Source organism: Streptomyces cadmiisoli, assembly GCF_003261055.1.
Classification (GTDB): domain Bacteria; phylum Actinomycetota; class Actinomycetes; order Streptomycetales; family Streptomycetaceae; genus Streptomyces; species Streptomyces cadmiisoli.
In genome coordinates this window covers 7,009,844-7,028,765 of sequence record NZ_CP030073.1, presented here as the reverse complement: position 1 = coordinate 7,028,765, position 18,922 = coordinate 7,009,844, and the positions used below count along the sequence as shown (strand labels likewise).

Here is an 18,922-nt window from a genome sequence, read left to right as displayed (position 1 = left end):
CTGCGGGCGGGCTCCGTGAGCGTACCCGGTGCTGCCGGAGGACATCGGGGCGCGGTCGCCCGTGGCGTCAGTTCCAGTCCGAGTACGTCGTGAAACCGCTGTCGCCCGACGGCTCGCCCGCGCCCTCCAGGTCCTCGGGCAGCAGGCTCCAGACGATGTAGTCGGTGCGCACCTCGATCCAGCGGCCGTCGTCGGTGCGGGTGCGGGCTATGCAGGCGCCGCGCAGGACGCCCTCGCTGATGCAGCCGATCTTCTGGGCGACCTGTTGCGAAGCGGTGTTGTCGGCGGCGGTGCGCAGTTCGATGCGCTCGAACTTCTGGCCGCCGAACAGCCACTGCGCGGTGGCGAGCGCGGCCTCGGAGGCGTAGCCCTCACCGCGTGCCCAGGGGGCGACGACGTACGACAGCTCGGTGGAGCGCACGTGCCAGTTGGTGCGCAGCAGCCGGATGACACCGACCAGGCGCTGGGTGAGGAACTCGGTGACGGCGAAGGCGAGGCCGCGGCCGGAGGCGCGCTCGGCGGGCGCGTACTCGGTGATCCAGGCGCGTGCCGCGTCCTCGGTGAAGGGCAGGCGTACGTCGGTCCAGGCGACGACCTGCTCGTCGTTCATCATCTCGGCCAGCGCGGGGACGTCGTCCTCGTCGAAGGGGCGCAGCACCAACCGCTCCGTGCTGATGGAGATGTTGGGGAAGGTGCTCGTCATGACGCCGCTCCGTAGCCTTCGAACCGTCAGGGCCTGCTGAACTGCCCAGCATGCAGCATGGAAGCACCGAACCGCACCACGGGGTCGACTCCGGACCGGCGGTCGTCCCCGTGGTGCGGTGCGCGGATCAGCCGGCGGTGACCGGCAGGACCGAACCCTGGTACTTGTCCTCGATGAACTTGCGCACATCCGCGGAGGTGAGCAGGTCGGCGAGCTTCTCGACCCGCGGGTCGTCCTCGTTGCCGCGTTTGACGGCCAGGAGGTTGGCGTACGGGTTGTTCTCGGCCGACTCGAGGAGGACGGCGTCCTTCGCCGGGTTCAGGCCCGCGTCCTGGGCGAAGTTGTTGTTGATGACGGCGGCGTCCACGTCGTCGAGCGAGCGCGGGAGCTGGGCGGGTTCCAGCTCCTTGAACCTGAGGTTCCTCGGGTTCTCGGCGACGTCCGCCGGTGAGGCGTCCGCGCCCGCGCCGTCCTTGAGCGTGATGATGCCCTCGGCGGCGAGGAGCTTGAGGGCGCGGCCCTCGTTGGTGGTGTCGTTGGGCACGGCGACGGTGGCGCCGTCGGCGAGGTCGGCGACGTCGGCGACCCGCTTCGAGTAGACGCCCATGGGCGGCAGATAGGCCTTGACGACGGGGACCAGGTCGGTGCCCTTGGCCTCGTTGAAGTCGTCGAGGTAGGGCTCGTTCTGGTAGAGGTTCGCGTCGAGCGAGCCCTCCTGGAGCGCGGTGTTCGGCAGGACGTAGTCCGTGAACTCCTTGATCTCCAGGGTCAGGCCCGCGTCGGCGGCCAGGTTGTCCTTGACGTAGGCCAGGACCTCGCCGGCCGGTACGGGCGTGGCGCCGACGACCAGGGTGTCGTCACCGCCGCCCGCACCGGAGTCGGAACCCGAACCGCAGGCGGTCAGTGCCAGGCCGAGGGCGAGTGCGGCGGCCGCGGAGGAAACGAGGTTCTTTCGCATCCCGGGTCCTCAGAAGGAGGGGATGACGGAGCCGTCGTACTCGTCCTCGATGAACTTCTTGACCTCGGGAGAGGTCAGGAGTTCGGCGAGCTTCTCGACGCGCGGGTCGTCCTCGTTGCCCTCCTTGACGGCGAGGAAGTTGCCGTAGGGGTTGTCATCGGCGGACTCCAGGACGAGTGCGTCGGAGGCGGGCTCGAGGTCGGCCTCGATGGCGTAGTTGCCGTTGACGACCGCGGCGTCCACGTCGTCCAGGGAGCGCGGCGTCTGGGCCGCCTCCAGCTCCTTGAACTTGAAGTTCTTCGGGTTCTCGGTGATGTCCGCGGGGGTCGCTTCGTTGCCCACGCCGTCCTTGAGGGTGATCAGGCCGTTGTCGGCGAGCAGCTTCAGCGCCCGCGCCTCGTTGACCGTGTCGTTCGGGACGGCGATGGTGGCACCGCTCTTGAGGTCGTCGGCGCTCTTGAACTTGTGGGAGTAGAGGCCGAGCGGCTCCAGGTGGACCGTGACGACGGGCACGATGTGGGTGCCGTTCTTCTTGTTGAAGTCGTCGAGGTACGGCTGGTTCTGGAAGTAGTTGGCGCCGACCGATCCGTCCTCCGTCGCCGTGTTCGGCGTGACGTAGTCGGTGAACTCCTTGACCTCCAGGTCGAGGCCCGCGTCCTTCGCCAGGTTGTCCTTGACGAAGGTGAGGATCTCGGCGTGCGGGGTCGGGCTCGCGGCGACGATCAGCGGGCCGTCGGCGGAGTCGGAGCCGCTGTCGGAGGAGCCGCAGGCGGTGAGCCCGAGGGTCAGGGCTCCGACGGCGAGGGCGGCGGCGGTGAACTTGGCGGTGTTACGCACGAAAAGTGCCTTTCCTTAAGGGTGGAGCGACCCCGTCCTGGGTGTACGGGGAGTTCTGGGGGGGTTCAGGCGACCTTGTCGACGTCCGCGGTCGCGGGCTTCGCGGCCTTGAGCAGGCGGAGCCTGGGGCCGGGGCCGGAGCGGGCGCCGCGGCGGTGCAGGGAGCGGGCCGAGTAGTCGCCGGCGAACTGGATCAGGGAGATCACCACGGCGAGGATCCCCACGGTGATCCACATCAGCCCGGTCTCGAAGCGCTGGTAGCCGTACCGGACGGCGAGGTCGCCGAGACCGCCGCCGCCGACGGTGCCCGCCATCGCGGAGTAGCCGATGAGGGCGATGACGGTGGTGGTGGTGCTGGCGATCAGGGAGGGCAGCGCCTCCGGCACCAGCACCTTGCGCACGATGGTCCAGGTGTTGCCGCCCATCGACTGGACGGCCTCCACGAGACCGTGGTCCACCTCGCGGACGGCCGTCTCGACCAGGCGGGCGAAGAACGGGATGCCGCCGATGGCGAGCGGCACGATCGCGGCCGCGCTGCCGATGGTGGTGCCGGTGACCCAGCGCGTGAAGCTCATCAGCGCGACCATCAGGATGATGAACGGCATCGAGCGGCCGATGTTCACGATCTGCCCGGTGACCTTGTTCACCGCGCTGTTCTGCAGCAGGCCGCCCTTGTCGGTGAGGACCAGCAGGACGCCGATCGGCAGACCGAGGACGACGGCGATCAGGGTGGACCAGCCGACCATGATCAGCGTTTCGGTACAGGCCTGCTCGAGCAGGGGCTGCATCTCGGACCAGGTCACTTGGCACCTTCCTTGACCAGTGCGGGCTCGGTGCCCAGGACGTCGATCTGGAGGCCCTGTTCGCGCAGGAAGCCGATCGGCACGACGTTGTCCTCGTAGCGGCCGGGCAGTTCGATGCGCATCCGGCCGACCTGGAGGCCGCCGACGGTGTCGATGGCCGCGCCCAGGATCGATATGTCGATGTTGTAGGTACGGGACAGCTGGGAGATGACGGGCTGGGTGGCGGCCTCGCCGTGGAAGGTGACGTCGAGGACGGTGCGGTCGTCGGCCGAGGCCCGGCCGCCCACCGGGAACAGCGCGGAGGCCAGCTGCGAGCCCGGGGTGGCGAGGAGTTCGCTGACCGTGCCGGACTCGACGATGCGGCCCCGGTCCATCAGGGCGGCCGAGTCGCAGATGCTTTTGACGACGTCCATCTCGTGGGTGATGAGCAGGACGGTCAGTCCCAGTTGCCGGTTCAGGTCGCGCAGCAGCTGGAGGATGGAGCGGGTGGTCTCCGGGTCGAGGGCGCTGGTGGCCTCGTCGGACAGCAGCACCTTCGGGTCGCCGGCCAGGGCGCGGGCGATGCCGACGCGCTGCTTCTGGCCGCCGGACAGCTGGGCGGGGTAGGACTTCGCCTTGTCGGCGAGACCGACCAGGTCGAGCAGTTCGAGCGCCTTGCGGGAACGTTCCTTCCCCGACTTTCCGAGGATCTCCAGCGGCAGCTCGACGTTCTCCTGCACGGTCCGGGTCGACAGCAGGTTGAAGTGCTGGAAGACCATCCCGATGCGGCTGCGCGCCCGGCGCAGCTCCCGGCCGGCGCGCGGGCCGCGGCCGGCCAGTGCGGTGAGGTCCTGGCCGGCGACGGTGACCGTGCCGGAGGTGGGGCGCTCCAGGAGGTTGACGCAGCGGATGAGCGACGACTTGCCGGCGCCGGACTGGCCGATGACGCCGTACACCTCGCCTTCGCGGACGTGCAGGTCGACGCCGTCCAGGGCGGTGACCTCACGGCCGCGCGAACGGTTGGCCCGGTAGATTTTCGTCAGGCCCGATGTCGTGATCACTGGGGATTCCGTCACTGTCGAGTGCAGGGCGCAGCAGGGCGCCGGGCACGGGTGCATTCGGTCGGGAACGCGGCACGGCTCTCGCTGTGGCGAAGGAACCGGGGAGAGGTGTGCGCGGGGGCGGGCTCAGTCGCGTACGGACACGTACGGGCAGACGTGAGCGGTCTCGCTTCGGGGCGCGAGGCTCTGTGTGGTGCGGGGGCCCTCTAGCAGGCGCACATTCGACACATACAGCGAGCACCGGGCGTCATCGTCGCCTCGGTCGCAAGAATGCGGCTGCTCGTCGTGGTCATGCGATCAGTAAAGCAGACCTATGGTCCTGACCGGTCACCGCTGTCCGGATAGTGGACGGTTCGTGGACAGCGGTGACCACTCGTCAGCCGCGGCCGGTGATCTCCACTTCCCCGCCGGTGACCAGCGCGGACAGGGCGGACAGGTCCGGCACCACCAGGTCGGCGTCGAGCTCGGAGGCCCGGTGGGTTGTGGCCAACGCCACGGTGGTCATACCGGCGGCCCGGCCCGCCTCCAGACCCGCGGGCGCGTCCTCGAAGACCACGCAGCGGGCCGGGTCGACGCCCAGTGCGCGCGCCGCGAGCAGATAGGGCTCGGGGTCGGGCTTGCCGCGGGTGACGTCGTCCGCGGCGATCAGTGTCTTGGGGAGGATGCCGACCGCGTCGAGGCGGGCCTCGGCCAGCCGCCGGGTGGCGGAGGTGACCACGGCCCAGCGGTCGGCGGGCAGCGAGTCGAGGAACGCCCGGGTGCCGGGCAGCAGGCGCACGCCGCCGTCGGCGACGTCCTCCACCTCCAGCAGCTCGATCCGCGCCACGGCCTGCGGCACGATGTCGGCGGGCAGCAGGTCGGCGGCTATCTCGGCGGCCGTGCGACCGTGCAGCCGGATCCGCGCGAAGTCGTCCGCCGTGAGGCCGTACTCGCCGGCCCACCGGGTCCAGCACCGGTTCACGGAGTCGAGCGAGGAGACGAGGGTGCCGTCGTTGTCGAACAGGAGGGCTTCAGCGCGGATCTTCATGTCCTCGACCCTACGGTGCTCCCCGGGGGCGACCGCATCAGGCCTTTTGGCCCGTAATAGGGTCGCTGCATGCTTGATGGCCTGACGCTGGCGACCGGGGTCGCCGCGCTGCTGCTCGCCGCGTGGTGCGGCTGGGCCGCCCACCGTGACCAGCCGACGAAGGACTGGCACTTCATCGGGATGGCCGTGGTGTCGGTGCTGGCGCTGGTCCAGCTGGTCGTCGGGGTCGTGCAACTGGCGCGGGGCGAGGAGCCGCAGCAGGGGACGACGATCTTCGTCGCCTATCTGCTGGGCGCGTTCGCGTGTATCCCCGCCGCCGGATTCATGTCGCTGGCGGAGCGGACCCGGTGGGGATCGGTGACGGTCGCCGCCGGCGGTGTGGTGCTCGCCGTTCTGGAGGTGCGGCTCTATGACATCTGGAGAGGCTGAGGTGACGTCCACGGCCCGGACCCGGCTGATCAGCGGGCCCGGTGTGCTGCTGGTGTGGCTGTACGGCGTGATGGTCGTCGGGGCGGTGTCGCGGTCGGTGTACCAGATCGCGACCGAGTTCGACCGGGCGCCGCTCGCGTACAGCCTCTCGGCCGTCGCCGGCGTCGTCTACGGGTTCATCACGTACTCGCTGGTGCGGGGCGGGGAGACGGCGCGCAGGGCCGCGGTGGTCTGCTGCGCGGCGGAGCTCGCGGGCGTCCTGGTCGTCGGGACGTGGACCCTGGTCGAGCCGTCCGCCTTCCCCGACGCGACCGTGTGGTCCGACTTCGGCATGGGCTATCTGTTCATCCCGGCGCTGCTGCCCGTCTCCGCGCTGTACTGGCTGCGGAAGTCGCGTCGGGAACCGAGGGTTTGACGACCCCGGGGACCGTGGGGCGCGGCCGGCCGCGCCCCTTCCGGGTTCGGGGCTAGGCCGTCGCCGCGTACGCGCCCGCCTGCTTCTCCAGGACGATCATCGGGACGCCGTCCGTGCCCTGCGAGGTGCCCACCGTCTGATATCCCACCCGGCGGTACAGCCGCAGGTTGTTCTCGCTGCGGTGGCCGGTGTGCAGGACGAACTTCTTGGCGCCGCGCTGTTCGGCGAGCGCCGACTCCGCGGCCCGCAGGAGACGGGCGCCGATGCCGTGCCCCTGGAGGCGGGGGTGCACGCACAGGCGGCTGATGGAGGCCGAGCCGTCCTCGGTGACGGTGCCGCGCACGGAGCCGACCACCTCGTCGCCGAGCCGGGCGACGAAGACGCAGTCGGTGGCGAGTTCCTGGCGGACGGAGTCCAGGCTCTGGACGAGCGGGTCGATGCGGTAGTTGCCGTACAGCGCGGCCTCGCTCTGGAAGCACAGGTATTGCAGCTTGAAGATCTGCTCCGCGTCCTGGTCGGTCGCTTCGGAGATGATCACGCTCATGCCCATGTGTGCACGCCTCCCGCTCACCTGTTGCCTGTAGTCCCTCTCTCCTATCCCCGTGCTCCGGGAGCCGCAACCTCCGCGGCAAGCAATCGACGCAGACATCCCAGACATCTGGAACGTTCCGGCCCGAGACTGCCCTGTGAGATACCCAACTCCCCCGCGATCTCCCGGTACGTGAGGTCCCTCGGGGACAGCAATGCCTCCAACAGACGGGGGCAGCGGCCGGGCAGCCTGCGCACCGCGGCACGCAGGTCGCGGCGGCGGGCGGAGGCGAGGGCCAGCTGTTCGGGGCCGCGGTCGCCGTCATCGGCCGGGTCGCCCTCGTACGGCCGCTCGCGCCCGGACGTACGGCGGGTGCGGCGTGCCTCGGTGCGGACCGCCCGGCGCAGCCAGCGCTCGGGGTGGCGCGGCGGGCCCTCCGCGTCGAGGCGCTCCAGGAGCCGGAGCCAGACCGCCTGTTCGAGGTCGCCGGGTTCGGCGCCGGCGGCGGGCGCCTCCGCCCGGGCCTCGGCGGCGAGCAGCGGGCGCAGTGCGGTGAGCAGGTCGTGCGTCATGTGCGGCACGACGCGGCCGCCCGGGCGGCGGGTTGCCCGGGCGGCCGGCTGTCACCGGGAAGGGTGTTCCGCGCCTCAGCCGTTGACGAAGTCCGCGCGGGCCAGCAGGCCCGTGTCCGGCTGGTCGGTGAAGACACCGTCGATGCCGGTCGCGAAGTACGCCTTGTAGGCGCCGAACACGTCGCCGTAGGCGTCCGCGTCCGTGCCCTTGCGGAAGTTCGCCGGCAGGAAGGGGTTCTCGTTGCGCAGCGTGTAGGGGTGCAGGATCAGGCCGACCTTGTGCGCGTCGGCGACGAGCGTCGTCGGCCGGGTCAGGTTGCCGGCCGCGTCCTTGGGGATCACCAGGTCCAGGGTGGGGCCGATGCCCTGCGCGTACGAGGCGATCTCGCGCAGCCCGGCCGGCTTGACCAGGTCGGCGACGGTGCGCGGGTCACCGGTCTCGACGAAGTCCCAGGGGCGGGTGCTCGCGCCGGACAGCAGGACGACGAGGGGGTTGTCGACCAGCTTGTTCAGGCGCTGGATGCTGGTGGGCTCGAAGGACTGGAGGATGACCGGGGAGTTCCACTTGTTGCGGCCGTACTTGCGCAGCACCTTGGCGACCCGCTCCTCCAGGCCGAGGCCCAGCTTGCGGAAGTAGGTGGGGTGCTTGAGCTCGGGGTAGATCCACACCTGCTTGCCGCGCTTGCGGGTCTGCTCCTCCTGCCACCGGAGCACCTCTTCGAAGGTGGGGATCTCCCAGCGGCCGTCGTAGAGGGTGTTGTGCGGCCGGTTGGCCGGGATGCGCTCGGTCGCGCGCAGGGTCTTCAGCTCGGCGAGCGTGAAGTCCTCGGTGAACCAGCCGGTGGTGGAGACCCCGTCGAGGAGCTTGGTGGTCCTGCGGCCGGCGAACTCGGGGTGGTCGGCGACGTCCGTGGTGCCGCCGATCTCCGGCTCGTGGCGGCAGACGAGGTGACCGTCCTTGGTGGGCACCAGGTCACCGGCCTCGACGATGTCGGCGCCCATGTCGAGGGCCAGCTGGTAGGAGCCGAGGGTGTGCTCCGGGCGGTAGCCGCTGGCACCGCGGTGACCGACGATCGTCGGCACGGGCAGGCTCTTGATCCCGTGGCCTGCGTGGCGGGCGTCGGCCCGCGCCGTGCCGGACAGTCCGAGGACCGCTCCGCCCGCGCCCAGCACGGCGGCGCCGAGCAGCGCGCGACGTCCCGTACCGCGTGCGCCGTCCCGCGCCTGCTCGTTCGACTCCTGCTGTCCCATCAGCGGCCTCCCTGCCGTCGACCCGGGCTGTTGTGTCGCACTGCGCCACCGGTGCGCCCCTCCGGCACCGCTGCCGGGTGTGCGCGCCGATCGTAGGGGGGTGGATGTGACGGTCGGGAGGCGTCGGATCGAACGAGTGGATGACTGTGGATGTCGTACGGGAGCCGTATCCCGGGCGCGGATCTGACATGCCGTCGGCTTGGCGCCCGGATCGCGGGGCACCCGGCCTGTAGGGTCCCGTCGCGATGTGCGTCACATCGTCACGGTCGGCCGAGGGGCGGACCGCGGCGCGCCACCGCAGGTAAACGTACGTCAACAGTGCGTAATACCTCGGTGAACCCGGCGTCCCCGATGTGCGCCGGCCCCGCAGCCGCGAGTATCGTCCTCACCTGCCCAGACTCATACCGAATCCCTCACCCATCACTTGACACCGGAGGGTCCGTTGTCCCGCTTCACGCTCATCAAGGCAGTGCTCGGCCCGATCATGCGCCTGATGTTCCGCCCCCGGGTGGAAGGCGTGGAGCACATTCCCGGCGAGGGTCCGGTCATCCTGGCCGGCAACCACGTCACCTTCATCGACTCGATGATCCTGCCGCTGGTGTGCGACCGGCAGGTGTTCTTCATCGGCAAGGACGAGTACGTCACCGGCAGGGGCCTCAAGGGCCGGCTGATGGCCTGGTTCTTCACCGGCGTCGGCATGATCCCGGTCGACCGCGACGGCGGCAAGGGCGGGGTGGCGGCGCTGATGACCGGCCGCCGCATCCTGGAGGAGGGCAGGGTCTTCGGCATCTACCCGGAGGGCACCCGCTCCCCCGACGGCCGTCTGTACCGCGGCCGCACCGGCATCGCCCGGCTCACCCTGATGACCGGCGCGCCCGTCGTCCCGTTCGCCATGATCGGCACCGACAAGATCCAGCCCGGCGGCGCGGGCATGCCCCGGCCGAGCCGGGTCACGGTGCGCTTCGGCGAGGTGATGGAGTTCTCCCGGTACGAGGGCATGGACCGCGACCGCTACGTCCTGCGCGCGGTGACGGACTCGGTGATGACCGAGGTGATGCGGCTGTCCGGGCAGGAGTACGTGGACATGTACGCCACGAAGGCGAAGGAAGCGGCGTAGGTCCTGACGGCGGGGCTCATACGGCGGGCTGCTCCTGCGGTGGCCCGCCCTCGGCGTGTCCGGCGCCGGGCCCGGGGAACCACAGGACGAAGGTCGAGCCCGCGCCGACGCGGGAGAACAGCCGGACCTGGCCGCCGTGCGACTCCATTATCTGGCGGACGATGGCCAGGCCCAGTCCGGCATGGCGGTCCCGGCCGCCGCCGCTGCCCTTCGCCCGCCAGAACCGGTCGAAGACCCGGGCCCGGTCGTCGTCGATGCCCGGGCCCCGGTCCCGTACGGCCGCCCACACCCAGCCCTCCGCGCGGCCGGCGGCGACCGTGATGCCGGTGCCGGGCGGGGCCAGTCGGACGGCGTTGGACAGCAGGTTGCCGACCGCGCGGCGCAGCGCGTCGTGGTCGCCGATCACCGTGTGACCGGACGACAGACGGCGCTGCAGGACGAGTCCGCGCTCCGCGGCGGGCGGGGCGAACTCCTCGCAGGCCTCACCGGCCACGACCGCCAGGTCGACGTCGGTGTCCGCGAGGGCGGGCGCGTTGCGCCGGGCGGTGGCGAGCAGGTCCTCCACCAGCCGGGTCATCCGGGTGGTGGCCCGGTCCACGCTGCGCGCGGCCGTGCGCCGGTCCGCCTCGTCGGACTCCTCGGCGGTCAGTACGGCGTCCAGGTCGGCGCGGATGATCGCGAGCGGGCTGCGCAGCTCGTGCGAGGCGTCGTCGATGAGCCGGCGCTGGGCGCGGAAGGCCTCGTCGAGCCGGTCGAGCATGGAATCGACGGTGTCGGCGAACTCGCGCAGCTCGTCCTTGGGCCCGGTCAGACGGATGCGCTGGGACAGGTCGGTGGCCTGGATGTCCGCGGCGGTGCGGGAGATGGCGCGCACGGGGCGCAGGGCGCGGCCGGAGAGGATCCAGCCGATGGCCGGGCTGGCCACCGCGAGGACGCCGAGCACGGCGAAGGAGAAGTGGCGCAGGTTGGCGAGCGTCTCGTGGTTGACGGCCGCCTCGACCTCCTGGAGCTTCACGACGTCGATCTCACCCATGTGGACGTCGTTGACGTACTTCTTCGCCCGGAACTGGTCGCTGACCCGGTGGGCCTCGCCGCTGCGCTCGACGGCGAGGTAGGTCGCGCCGAGGACCAGCGCGGTGAGGACGAAGAGGAGATCCGAGTACAGGACGGTCAGGCGGAAGCGGATGGTGTGCACGAAGGCGGGCGGGGGCGTCCCGGCCGCAGGGACGGCCGCCTCACGGTGTCTCCTTGAGCCGGTAGCCCTGGCGTATGACGGTCTCGATGAGCGGCTCGTCCTCACCGGTCACCTTGCGGCGCGGTGAGCCGACGGTGACGCGGACGGTGTTGGTGAACGGGTCGGCGTGCTCGTCCCAGACCTGTTCCAGCAGTTCCTCGGCGGGCACGGCCCGGCCGGGGCGGGTCATCAGACAGTGCAGGACGCCGAACTCCTTCGGGGTGAGCAGCAGGCGGCGTTCGCCGCGGAACTCCTCGAAGCGGGCGGTGTCCAGCCGCAGCTCGCCGACCGCGACGACCGCGGTGCCGCCGTCCTCGCGGCGCAGCAGCGCCCGGATACGGGCGAGGAGTTCGGGCCGGGCGAACGGCTCGACCAGGTAGTCGTCGGCGCCCTCGTCCAGGCCCCGCACCCGGTCCGCGAGCCGGTCGCGCGCGGTCAGCATCAGGATGCGCGGCCCGCCCGGCGAGGCCCGCACGGCACGGCAGACGGCGAACCCGTCGCCGTCGGGCAGGTTGAGGTCGAGCAGCACCAGGTCGTAATCAGCCGTGGGGTACGACATCGGGTACGGAGCCAGACCATCAGGCGAAGCCGAGAACGGGCTTGAAGAACCGGCGTGCGGCTACGGGTGCTCGGCCCCGTCCTCCAACCGCTGTCCGCGCAGCAGGAACCAGGCCGCGACGGCCGCCGCGAGCAGCACCGCCGCTCCCACGCCCGCCGCGAGCGCGAGCCCGTCGACGAAGGCCTGGCGGGCCGCGTCCAGCAGGGCCGCGGAGCTGTCCGCGGGCATCCGGGCGGCGGCCTCCACGGCTCCGCCCAGCGACTCGTGCGCGCTGTCGGGGGTGCCCGGCGGAGCGGTGAAGCCGTTGTAGAAGCCGGTGACGATCGAGCCGAGCACCGCGATGCCGAGGGCGGCGCCGAGTTCGTAGGCCGTCTCGGAAACGGCGGACGCGGAGCCCGCCTGTTCCTTCGGTACGGAGGCGAGGATGACGTCCGCGGTCACGGTGAACGAGAACCCGGCGCCGACCCCGACGACCAGCAGTGCGGCCCCGAGCAGCGGGTAGCCGGTGTGCTGCCCGAGCAGGGTCAGCGAGGCCAGCGCGAGGCCCACCGCGGCCAGTCCGCCGGAGACCACGGAGCGCACCGAGAAGCGCCGGGCGGCCCGGCCGGCGATCAGGCCGGCCACCACCGCGCCGATCGCGGCGGGCAGTTCGGCGAGGCCCGCCTCCAGCGGCCGTCTGCCCTGGACGAGTTGCAGGTACTGCGAGAGGAAGAACACCAGTCCGGACAGGCCCAGGATGGTCAGCAGGTCGGCCAGGACCGCGCCGCTGAAGCCTCGGTGGCCGAACAGCCGCATGTCCAGCAGCGGGGCGGGCAGGGTGAGCTGGCGCCGGACGAACCAGTGGAGCGCGGCGAGGCCCACCAGACCCGCGGCGAGGGGCGGCGGCGCGAAGCCGTGCGCGGCGATCTCCTTGACCGCGTAGACGACGCCGATCATGCCGACCAGCGACAGTACGACGCTGTGCAGGTCCCAGGGGCCGGGGCCGGGGTTGCGCGACTCCGGCAGGAACCTGGCGCCCACCAGGACGAGAACCGCCATCACGGGCAGGTTGATCAGGAAGACGGAGCCCCACCAGAAGTGCTCCAGCAGGAAGCCGCCGACGATCGGCCCGACGGCCGTGCCGGCCGAGGCGGTGGCGCCCCAGATGCCGATGGCGAGGCTGCGCTCGCGCGGGTCGTGGAAGAGGTTGCGGATCAGCGCGAGCGTGGCCGGCATGAGCGTGGCGCCGGCGACGCCGAGCAGCGCCCTGGCCAGGATCATCAGCTCCGGCGTCGTCGCGTAGGCGTTGAACACCGAGACCGCGCCGAAGGCGGTGGCGCCGACGAGCAGGATGCGCTTGCGTCCGATGCGGTCGCCGAGGCTGCCCATGGAGACGAGCAGACCGGCGATGACGAAGGAGTAGACGTCGCCGATCCACAGCAGCTGGGTGCCGGAGGGCCCGAGGTCTTCACTGATGTACGGGGTCGCGAGGCCGAGGACGGTCGCGTCGACGGCCACCAGCAGCACGGCGAGCACGAGGACGGACAGCGCGAGCCAGCGGCCCGGACGCTTCACCGCCTCGGTCGTGTTCACCGGCTGCAGGGTGCTGGTCATGTTTCCTCTCTCCGTAGTGCGCCGCCGAGCAGCAGCTCGACGATCATGGTCTGGTAGTCGTTGGCGGCGACCTTGCCGTCCTGCACGGCCCAGGCGCCGGCGGCCATCAGGCCGTAGAGCGCCTCGGTGAGCCAGGCCGGGGTGAGGTCGATACGGAACTCGCCGTTGTCCTGGCCGCGCCGGAAGAGGGCGGCGAACCGGGCGTCGATCCGCGTCCAGCCCTCGTGCATCGCGCCGTCCTCGAACAGCTGGTTCTCGCTGTAGAGGAAGGCCAGCAGTCCCGCCGACGGCTCGATCGCGCGTACGAGCCGGCGCAGCGCGTCCGCCGCGCCGCCCTCGTCGAGGCGGGCCGTCTCCAGCGCCGCCTCGCACTCGGCGAGGCCCAGCGCCTCCAGCGCGCGCACGAGGGCGTCCCGGCCGGCGAACTGGCGGTGCAGCGTGGCACGGCTGATCCCGGCGGCCTTGGCCACCTCGTCCATCGTCGCGGTGGATTTGCGGGTCAGCAGGGCCGCGGCGCTGCGCAGCACGTGCTCTCGATCGACAGCCATGCGACGACCATAGCGCATGTGAGACATTGATGTCTCATGTTGTGCATGCGTGACTCACGCGGTCGGGGTCCCGCGGGGTCGTGGCTCAGTGCCAGGGCAGCTGCGCGCGCCGCTCCCAGTACGCCTGTGGTTCCTCCACGAGCGCGGCCAGCCGGGCCAGCTGGTCGTCGGTCAGGTCGACCGCCGCCGCGTGCAGGTTGGAGGCGAGCTGGGGGACGGTCGCGGCGCCGGAGAGGACGACACCGGCCCAGGGCTGCCGCAGCACGAGGGCGAGGGCGACGGCGTCGCAGCCGAGGGAGACCTCCCGCGCGACGGCCCGCAGCGCGTCCGGGGCGTTCGGCTCGGCGAGGCGGCCGTTGGCCATCCCCTCCTTGACGATCACCGTGAGGCCCGCGTCGTGCGCCTCGGCGAGGGCGGGACCCGCGGAGGTCTCCAGTGCGTTGTAGGTGGACTGGACGGTACGGAAGAGGGGCGTGCCGTCGACGGTCACGGCGAGCGCGGCCCGGACGGCGTCCGCCTGGGCCGGGCCGCTGGTGGAGAAGCCCACGGTGACGCCCTCACCGGCCAGCTCGGCCAGCCGGGCGTGCAGGTCCTTGTCCGTCAGGACGGTGCTGTCCGGCGTCACCGAATGGATCTGGTACAGGTCGAGGCGGTCACCGAGCAGTGCGACGCTCTCGGCGCGCTGCCGCTCGAAGGTGGCGGCGCCGTGGTCCTTGATCTCGTGGTGCTCGGCGTCCGTGGTCCACTCGGCGGTGTAGGTGTAGCCCCATTTGCTGCCGACGACGACGTCGTCGATGCCGGGGCGGGCCTTCAGCCAGTCGGCGAGGAACTCCTCGGAGCGGCCGTAGGAACGGGCGGCGTCGAAATAGCGCACGCCCTGGGCGTAGGCGGCATCCAGGAGCTCATGGGTGCGGGCGCGCAGCGCCTCGACGGTGCGGTCGGCGGGCAGGTCGTGCTCACGGCCGAGGTTGATGTAACCGGGGCGGCCGACGGCGGCGAGGCCCAGTCCGATGTGGCAGGTGGGAGTGGTCGCCGAGGCCAGTCGGGCGAAGGGCATCGAGGGCTCCGTTCGGTGGGCTCCTTGCGGCTTTGCGACCAACGTAGGGCCTGTCGGCCGATCACGCCGCGAACATGAGACGGGCAGGCTCTGTCGGCCCCGCCCGGCAACCGCACCGTGGGACTGCCGGACCGCCGCACCGCCTCACCATCGCGGGATCGGACCCGCCTCGCGCCGCGAGGGCTGTGCACCGTCGTGCGTGCCTGCCGGGCGCCGGGCGCCGCTTCGCCCTACCCGCAGAACCGGGGTCCGGGCCGGGACCCGGGCCGGCCACATACCCGCCGACCCCGGACCCGGCCCGCATCTGCCGTGCGTCACCCGCGGGCGTTCACCCACGCGCGCTGGCCGGACAGGTCCGCCTTGACCTCGGCGAGCTGCACCGCGACCGCGTCGGGGGCCGTGCCGCCGCGGCCGTTGCGGGAGGCGAGGGCGCCCGGGACGTCGAGGACGGTGCGCACCTCCGGGGTCAGATGCGCGGAGATCTTCGCGAACTGCTCGTCGGTCAGCTCGTCCAGTTCCTTGCCCTCGGCCTCTGCGGCCTTGACGCACTCGCCGGCGACCTCGTGGGCGACACGGAACGGCACGCCCTGCCGGACCAGCCACTCGGCGATGTCGGTGGCGAGCGAGAAGCCGGCCGGGGCCAGCTCCTCCATGCGCTCGCGGTGCACAGTGAGCGTGGCCATCATGCCGGTGAAGGCCGGGAGCAGGACCTCCAGCTGGTCGATGGAGTCGAAGACCGGCTCCTTGTCCTCCTGGAGGTCGCGGTTGTAGGCGAGCGGCAGTGCCTTGAGGGTCGCCATCAGACCGGTCAGGTTGCCGATCAGCCGGCCGCTCTTGCCGCGGGCCAGCTCGGCGATGTCCGGGTTCTTCTTCTGCGGCATGATCGACGAGCCGGTCGAGAAGGCGTCGTGCAGCGTCACGAAGGAGAACTCCTTCGTGTTCCAGATGATGACCTCCTCGGCGATCCGGGAGATGTTCACCCCGATCATCGCGGTGATGAAGGCGAACTCGGCGACGAAGTCCCGGGAGGCCGTGCCGTCGATGGAGTTGCCGGCGCTGCCGCGCTCGAAGCCGAGGTCCTTCGCGACCGCCTCCGGGTCCAGGCCGAGAGAGGAGCCCGCCAGGGCCCCGGAGCCGTACGGCGACACGGCCGTGCGCTCGTCCCACTGGCGCAGCCGCTCGGCGTCCCGCGACAGGGACTGGACATGGGCGAGGACGTGGTGGGCGAAGAGCACCGGCTGGGCGTGCTGGAGGTGGGTGCGGCCGGGCATGGCGACGTCCGGGTGGGCCTCGGCGAGTCCGACCAGCGCCTCCTGGAGATCGGCGATCAGCCCGCCGACGGTGCGGGCGTGGTCCCGCAGGTACATCCGGAAGAGGGTCGCCACCTGGTCGTTGCGCGACCGGCCCGCGCGCAGCTTGCCGCCGAGGTCGGGGCCGAGGCGCTCCAGCAGGCCGCGCTCCAGGGCCGTGTGCACGTCCTCGTCGGCGACGGTGCCGACGAACGCGCCGGAGGCGACGTCCGCCTCGAGCCGGTCCAGTCCGGCCAGCATGCGGGTCAGCTCGTCGTCCGTGAGCAGCCCGGCCTTGCGCAGGACGCGCGCGTGCGCCCGCGAACCGGCGATGTCGTAGGGCGCGAGCCGCCAGTCGAAGTGGACGGACGCGGACAGCTTCGCCAGGGCTTCGGCGGGACCGTCCGCGAAACGGCCGCCCCAGAGCCGTACGTCACCGCTGTTGCTGCTCACTTGCGTTGCTCCTCAAGGCTGTCGATGTGCGACCGCCTCCCCGGCCGGAGGTCGAGGAGGCGGCTGTCAGGCTAGTGCCGCGGCAGGCAACGTTCGCCCCGTCGCGACGCCCGGCACGCCCTCTCGCCGCACCGGCCGAAAGCCCGAGTACGTCCAGTACAAGGACTTCCGGCCGGCACGCCGAGAGCACGCACCGAACGCCGCTCCTTGACGGGCAAACGTTGCCTGCCGCGGCACTAGTGCGTCCGAGGTGCCGGGCGGCTCAGGCCAGGTCGCGCTTGGCGGCGATCTTCGAGGACAGGCTGTAGATGTCGATGAAGCCCTTGGCGGCGGACTGGTCGAAGGTGTCGCCCGTGTCGTACGTCGCGAGGTTGAAGTCGTACAGCGACTCCTGCGAGCGCCGGCCGGTGACGACCGCGCGGCCGCCGTGCAGGGTCATCCGGACGTCGCCGCTGACGTGCTGGTTGGCCTCGTCGATGAAGCCGTCCAGGGCGCGCTTGAGCGGGGAGAACCACAGGCCGTCGTAGACCAGCTCGCCCCAGCGCTGCTCGACCTGCCGCTTGTAGCGGGCGAGTTCGCGCTCGACGGTGACGTTCTCCAGCTCCTGGTGGGCGGTGATCAGGGCGATCGCGCCGGGGGCCTCGTACACCTCGCGGGACTTGATGCCGACCAGGCGGTCCTCGACCATGTCGATCCGGCCGATGCCCTGGGCGCCGGCGCGCTCGTTGAGCTGCTGGATCGCCTGGAGGACGGTGACGGGCTTGCCGTCGATGGCGACCGGGACGCCCGCCTTGAAGGTGACGATCACCTCGTCGGGCTCGCGCGCGGCGGCCGGGTTCTGGGTGTACTCGTAGATGTCCTCGATCGGGGCGTTCCAGATGTCCTCGAGGAAGCCGGTCTCCACGGCGCGGCCGAAGACGTTCTGGTCGATGGAGTACGGGGACTTCTTGGTGGTCGCGATCGGGAGGTTCTTCTCCTCGCAGAACGCGATGGCCTTGTCGCGGGTCATGGCGTAGTCGCGGACCGGGGCGATGCACTTCAGGTCGGGGGCGAGGGCGACGATGCCGGCCTCGAAGCGGACCTGGTCGTTGCCCTTGCCGGTGCAGCCGTGGGCGACGGTGGTGGCGCCGTGCTTCTTGGCGGCGGCCACCAGGTGCTTGACGATCGTCGGCCGGGAGAGGGCGGAGACCAGCGGGTAGCGGTCCATGTAGAGGGCGTTGGCCTTGATCGCCGGGAGGCAGTACTCCTCGGCGAACTCGTCCTTGGCGTCGGCGACCTCGGCCTCGACGGCACCGCAGGCGAGCGCGCGCTTGCGGATGACGTCCAGGTCCTCGCCGCCCTGGCCGACGTCCACGGCAACGGCGATGACCTCGGCGCCCGTCTCCTCGGCGATCCAGCCGATGGCGACGGAGGTGTCCAGGCCGCCCGAGTAGGCGAGTACGACGCGCTCGGTCACGGGTTTCTCCTCACACTGCATTCGCTGACATGCATGAGTATGCAGCAGTCTGCATGATTCGTCAATGCAGACACGACCGGCGACACTCCGGGCGGCCGCGCCCCCCGGCGCCTCCGCGACACCGTGCGGCGGCGCCTTGAACATTCGAAACCGCTTTCCCGTACCTCCCTGCGAACACCGGCCCGGGATCCGGCACGGCACCCGCCCCCGACCCCGGGCCACCGGGCCCCAGGGCCTCGACGCCCTGGCCGCCTGCACGCTCACTCCGGTGACGTGACAGGTGCCGTGGCCGCCCCGATGCAGCGCCGGCCGGGGCGGCCACGGCGGACCACCCGCGGGCGGGACCTGTCCGAAACACCCGGGCGGCGCGGGGACCTTCCGCGAGAATCGCCGGCATGGGACACACATATGAGCGAATAGACGGCAGACTCCGTGCGTTCATCGAGGCGCAGCCCCTCTTCTTCACCGCGACCGCGCCGCTGTCCGGCGACGGCACGGTGAACCTCTCCCCCAAGGGCATCACCGGCTCCTTCGTCGTGCTCGACGAGCGCACGGTGGCCTATCTGGACTTCGCGGGCTCCAACGCCGAGACGGTCGCGCACCTGCGCGAGAACGGCCGGATCACCCTGATGTGGTGCGCCTTCCAGGGCCCGCCGAACATCGTCCGGGTGCACGGCCGAGGCGAGCCGGTGTTCCGCGACGACCCGCGCTTCGGTGAGCTGCTCGGCCACTTCCCGGGCGTCGACCCGGAACCGCACGGCCTGCGCGCGATCATCGTCGTGACGGCCGACACCGTCCGGGACTCCTGCGGATTCGCCGTACCTCACATGTCGTACGAGGGGGACCGCGATCTGCACGCCAAGCGCTTCGCGCGGGAGGACGACGCCTCGCTCGACGCGTACTTCGCCCGGAAGGAACACATCGCCACCAGCCTGGACGGACTGCCGGGTCTGCCGCTTCCGCTGCCTCCCACCCCGCGGCGATGACGCCCGATTTGATCGCGTTTAGTGACTGTACACCGTCAGGTACCACTTGGGAGATTTGACGGAATT

At 71.2% G+C, this 18,922-nt stretch carries 20 protein-coding genes; 4 read left to right on the top strand and 16 right to left on the bottom strand.

Annotation, left to right across the window (positions count from 1 at the left end; all coding sequences use genetic code 11):
* Nucleotides 1-67: 67 nt before the first annotated feature.
* The 6 genes from DN051_RS30895 to DN051_RS30870 form a co-directional block, all read right to left on the bottom strand.
* A complete protein-coding gene (locus DN051_RS30895) occupies nt 68-703 on the bottom strand; it encodes a GNAT family N-acetyltransferase (protein WP_053759788.1) in 636 nt (211 codons plus the stop codon).
* A gap of 127 nt (nt 704-830) precedes the next feature.
* The gene (locus DN051_RS30890) at nt 831-1,661 is read right to left on the bottom strand and encodes a MetQ/NlpA family ABC transporter substrate-binding protein (protein ID WP_053759787.1); all 831 of its coding nucleotides are present in this window, start codon (nt 1,659-1,661) and stop codon (nt 831-833) included.
* Nucleotides 1,662-1,670: 9 nt separating this feature from the next.
* Entirely contained in the window at nt 1,671-2,498 is an 828-nt protein-coding gene (locus DN051_RS30885) for a MetQ/NlpA family ABC transporter substrate-binding protein (RefSeq protein ID WP_053759786.1), read from the bottom strand.
* 65 nt (nt 2,499-2,563) lie between these two features.
* Nucleotides 2,564-3,301, bottom strand: coding sequence for a methionine ABC transporter permease (locus DN051_RS30880; RefSeq protein WP_162624991.1), 738 nt, complete (start codon nt 3,299-3,301; stop codon nt 2,564-2,566).
* A complete protein-coding gene (locus DN051_RS30875) occupies nt 3,298-4,341 on the bottom strand; it encodes a methionine ABC transporter ATP-binding protein (protein WP_053759784.1) in 1,044 nt (347 codons plus the stop codon). The genes DN051_RS30880 and DN051_RS30875 overlap by 4 nt, the downstream gene beginning before the upstream one ends.
* A 376-nt stretch (nt 4,342-4,717) precedes the next feature.
* Nucleotides 4,718-5,368 carry an HAD family hydrolase gene (locus tag DN051_RS30870; protein WP_053759783.1) on the bottom strand — a complete coding sequence of 217 codons (651 nt, stop codon included), beginning with the start codon at nt 5,366-5,368 and terminating at the stop codon, nt 4,718-4,720.
* Between the two features lie 69 nt (nt 5,369-5,437).
* On the opposite strand from DN051_RS30870, the gene DN051_RS30865 reads away from it, so the two are divergent.
* The gene (locus DN051_RS30865; RefSeq protein ID WP_053759782.1) at nt 5,438-5,797 is read left to right on the top strand and encodes a hypothetical protein; all 360 of its coding nucleotides are present in this window, start codon (nt 5,438-5,440) and stop codon (nt 5,795-5,797) included.
* Nucleotides 5,778-6,212, top strand: coding sequence for a hypothetical protein (locus DN051_RS30860; RefSeq protein ID WP_053759781.1), 435 nt, complete (start codon nt 5,778-5,780; stop codon nt 6,210-6,212). The genes DN051_RS30865 and DN051_RS30860 overlap by 20 nt, the downstream gene beginning before the upstream one ends.
* Before the next feature lie 52 nt (nt 6,213-6,264).
* Here the strand turns inward: DN051_RS30860 and DN051_RS30855 are convergent, their stop codons facing one another.
* The 3 genes from DN051_RS30855 to DN051_RS30845 form a co-directional block, all read right to left on the bottom strand.
* Nucleotides 6,265-6,762 (bottom strand): GNAT family N-acetyltransferase, encoded by a 498-nt coding sequence (locus DN051_RS30855; protein ID WP_112440038.1) that lies wholly within the window; start codon nt 6,760-6,762, stop codon nt 6,265-6,267.
* Nucleotides 6,763-6,806: 44 nt separating this feature from the next.
* The gene (locus DN051_RS30850; protein WP_053759779.1) at nt 6,807-7,313 is read right to left on the bottom strand and encodes an RNA polymerase sigma factor; all 507 of its coding nucleotides are present in this window, start codon (nt 7,311-7,313) and stop codon (nt 6,807-6,809) included.
* Between the two features lie 75 nt (nt 7,314-7,388).
* Entirely contained in the window at nt 7,389-8,564 is a 1,176-nt protein-coding gene (locus DN051_RS30845; RefSeq protein WP_053759778.1) for a glycerophosphodiester phosphodiesterase, read from the bottom strand.
* Between the two features lie 442 nt (nt 8,565-9,006).
* Here DN051_RS30845 and DN051_RS30840 point away from each other — a divergent pair, with 442 nt between their 5' ends.
* The gene (locus tag DN051_RS30840; protein WP_053759777.1) at nt 9,007-9,681 is read left to right on the top strand and encodes a lysophospholipid acyltransferase family protein; all 675 of its coding nucleotides are present in this window, start codon (nt 9,007-9,009) and stop codon (nt 9,679-9,681) included.
* Between the two features lie 16 nt (nt 9,682-9,697).
* Here the strand turns inward: DN051_RS30840 and DN051_RS30835 are convergent, their stop codons facing one another.
* The 7 genes from DN051_RS30835 to DN051_RS30800 form a co-directional block, all read right to left on the bottom strand.
* The gene (locus DN051_RS30835; protein ID WP_281289036.1) at nt 9,698-10,876 is read right to left on the bottom strand and encodes a sensor histidine kinase; all 1,179 of its coding nucleotides are present in this window, start codon (nt 10,874-10,876) and stop codon (nt 9,698-9,700) included.
* 40 nt (nt 10,877-10,916) lie between these two features.
* Nucleotides 10,917-11,474, bottom strand: coding sequence for a response regulator transcription factor (locus DN051_RS30830; RefSeq protein ID WP_112440034.1), 558 nt, complete (start codon nt 11,472-11,474; stop codon nt 10,917-10,919).
* 60 nt (nt 11,475-11,534) lie between these two features.
* On the bottom strand, nt 11,535-13,067 hold the full coding sequence (locus DN051_RS30825; protein WP_053759776.1) for an MFS transporter: 1,533 nt from the start codon (nt 13,065-13,067) through the stop codon (nt 11,535-11,537).
* Nucleotides 13,064-13,615, bottom strand: coding sequence for a TetR/AcrR family transcriptional regulator (locus DN051_RS30820; protein ID WP_053759775.1), 552 nt, complete (start codon nt 13,613-13,615; stop codon nt 13,064-13,066). Before DN051_RS30820 ends, DN051_RS30825 begins: the two co-directional genes overlap by 4 nt.
* 85 nt (nt 13,616-13,700) lie before the next feature.
* The gene (locus DN051_RS30815) at nt 13,701-14,672 is read right to left on the bottom strand and encodes an aldo/keto reductase (RefSeq protein ID WP_112440032.1); all 972 of its coding nucleotides are present in this window, start codon (nt 14,670-14,672) and stop codon (nt 13,701-13,703) included.
* A 314-nt stretch (nt 14,673-14,986) separates the two neighbouring features.
* Nucleotides 14,987-16,414: an argininosuccinate lyase gene (gene argH, locus DN051_RS30810; RefSeq protein WP_053759773.1), complete on the bottom strand. Its 1,428-nt coding sequence runs from the start codon at nt 16,412-16,414 to the stop codon at nt 14,987-14,989.
* Between the two features lie 262 nt (nt 16,415-16,676).
* Entirely contained in the window at nt 16,677-17,870 is a 1,194-nt protein-coding gene (locus DN051_RS30800) for an argininosuccinate synthase (RefSeq protein ID WP_053759772.1), read from the bottom strand.
* Between the two features lie 395 nt (nt 17,871-18,265).
* Here DN051_RS30800 and DN051_RS30795 point away from each other — a divergent pair, with 395 nt between their 5' ends.
* Nucleotides 18,266-18,856 (top strand): pyridoxamine 5'-phosphate oxidase family protein, encoded by a 591-nt coding sequence (locus DN051_RS30795; RefSeq protein WP_112440028.1) that lies wholly within the window; start codon nt 18,266-18,268, stop codon nt 18,854-18,856.
* Nucleotides 18,857-18,922: the final 66 nt, after the last annotated feature.